Source organism: Gemmatimonadota bacterium (genome assembly GCA_039715185.1).
Taxonomy (GTDB): domain Bacteria; phylum Gemmatimonadota; class Gemmatimonadetes; order Longimicrobiales; family RSA9; genus DATHRK01.
The window spans coordinates 1-2,312 of record JBDLIA010000187.1 but is presented as its reverse complement, the minus strand read 5'-3'; the positions used below and the strand labels follow the sequence as shown (position 1 = coordinate 2,312).

The window sequence follows — 2,312 nt, the reverse complement described above, 5'->3', positions numbered from 1 at the left end:
GGCTGCGATGGAGGACTGGGGGGCTGCGATGGAGGCGGCGGGCGGGCGACGGCCGGCGTCATCGACCTCCCGGGGACGTTTCCGCGGAAACGTGGGCGGCGCGCATGGCGGACCGGGACATCGGCCCGTCGCGCGCCAGCTCGTCGAAAAAGTCGGCGGCCCCGTCATGCTCGCCCGACCTCAGGGGCCAGACAACCTCACTCCGCCCCCACCCGCGTGGGCCGTCGGCCTTCGAGCCCCACCCGCCGCAGCACCGCCTGGAAGCGGGGTTCGCCCAGGAGCGACTCGAAAGGCGGAGACCACAGATGCGTGGTAAGACCGAAAGAGACCACTGTGAAGCTGGCCTCGATGAGGTCGAGCGCCCGGTCGGGCCGGCCGAGGTGGATCCACATGGCGGTGCTGACATCCCACGCCCCGTCTGCAAGCGCGTCCACGATGGCGGGAGTCGGCCGCTCGACGTCGGCAGGCCATGCGCTGCGCCACCGCTCGATCTCGGCCGGGGTGCCGGTGTTCCCCGAGAGGAGCTCGCGACGGACCTCAGCCCACCTGCCAGCCCAGGCGTAGGTGGCTAACCGATCGCCGTAGTGTAAGCCCAGCAGCGGGTCATCGGGCTCGGCATCGATTGCCGCCGAAAAAAGCCGGATCGCTTCGTCGTACAGCCCGTTGTAGGCGGCGATGTACGCCGCGACGTTCACGCGGATGGACGCGCGGTCGAGGTTCAGGGCCCGGCGTGCCTCGAGCAGCGCCTCGTCGAGCCGGCCCACGAAGCCCAGGTACTCGGCGTACTGCTGGTGCGCCTCCACGTCGTCCGGGTCGAGCGCGAGTGCGCGCAGGTAGGCCTCCTCGGCCTCTGCCCATTCCCAACTGTCGCGGTACACGTTGCCGAGCGCGACGAGCGCAGACGCGTTGTCCGGGTCCAGCTCCAGCGCACGCTGCGCCGCGGTCTCGGCCTCTGGGAGGCTCTCCGCCCACACCGAGTCGCCCGCCTCGTCCGCGTACATGGGCGTGAGCGCGCGGCTTTCTGCCAGGCCCGCCCACGCCGGCGCCCACGTCGAGTCCAGCGCGATCGACGCCTCGAACAGCTCCGCGGCCTCGAACACGCCCGCTCCGCGCTCCCGCATTCGGGCCCGGCCCGCGAGGTAGAGGTCGTACGCTTCGAGGCTCGCGGTCGGCGAGACGAGGTCTCGAGCGTCGTCCAGGCCCAGGGGAACCCTCAACTCGTCCGCGATGGCCTCGGCGATCTCCGTCTGGATGGCGAAGACGTCGCGCAGCTCGCGGTCGTACTGGTCGGACCACAAGTGGGAGCCGTCCGAGGTGTCTATGAGCTGGGCCGTGATACGGAGCTGGTTTTCCGCCTTGCGCACGCTCCCCTCGACGAGGTAGGCCACGCGCAGCGTGTCGCCGAGCTGCTCGGCGGTCAGGTCGCGCCCCTTGAACGCGAACGCCGAGGTGCGCGCGGCGACCTTCAGCTCGCGGACGTTGGCGAGCGCGTTGAGCAGCTCCTCGGTGATGCCGTCGCTGAAGTACTCCTGGTCGCCCTGGGGGCTCATGTCCGCGAACGGGAACACGGCGATGGAGGGGCGATCGTCGGCTTCGGCCGGTACCGCGGCGGCGCCGGCGACCTCTGCGCTCGCGCCATCGGTGTCGTCGACCACCGACCGTCGACCGATCCACCAGCCGCTGCCGACCAGAGCGACGATGCCCAGCAGCGCCAGCACGCCGGAGGGCCAGCGCTTCGAGGCAGGGGCCGCGATGATCTCTGCAAGCTCGCCCGGGGCGGCCTCGCCCGTGCGCCGCACCCCGTCCGGTGTCACCTCCAGCGCCCAGGCAAGCACCACCGCTACCGGGAGCCCGAGCAGCAGGATCAGCGCCACGAACCGGTAGGTCCACTCCGGGAGCAGCAGCGCCGGGACCGCAAGGTCCACGATCTGGAGCACCACGAACCCGACGACGCCGTACACCGCCATCACGCGGAATACCCGGCGTCGCTTCAGTTCGGCGAAGAGCTGCTGGTAGGACTTCATCGTCCCTTTGGCAATCGGCGATTCGCCCTGCAGTCGCGGGCTCTCGGAAGATCCGGCGGCGCGCGCGCGGCGTCAAACGGGGTCCGGTGGGGACCTTGCGCCTGCCCGGGCGTTTCGCGCACTCTCGCCGACGTTAGCCGCGCCGCCATCGACAGAGAAATCACGACCATGCCCGATCGCACGTTAGTTCCCACCGGCGCCCCCTGGGCCGCCGTAGCCGGCTACTCGCGCGCGGTGCGCGTGGGAGGCCACGTCTCGGTGGCCGGGACGGCGCCCGTCGCGGATGAC

General features: G+C 71.0%; 1 protein-coding gene. It reads right to left on the bottom strand.

All coding sequences use genetic code 11. The annotated features are described in order from the left end of the window. Positions 1–197 precede the first annotated feature (197 nt). Positions 198–2,024 carry a tetratricopeptide repeat protein gene (locus ABFS34_16525; GenBank protein ID MEN8377031.1) on the bottom strand — a complete coding sequence of 609 codons (1,827 nt, stop codon included), beginning with the start codon at positions 2,022–2,024 and terminating at the stop codon, positions 198–200. Between the last annotated feature and the right edge of the window lie 288 nt (positions 2,025–2,312).

Coding starts and splice junctions, on each gene's coding strand:
- ABFS34_16525 (MEN8377031.1), bottom strand. CDS start 2,024: ATGAAGTCCTACCAGCAGCTCTTCGCCGAACTGAAGCGACGCCGGGTA.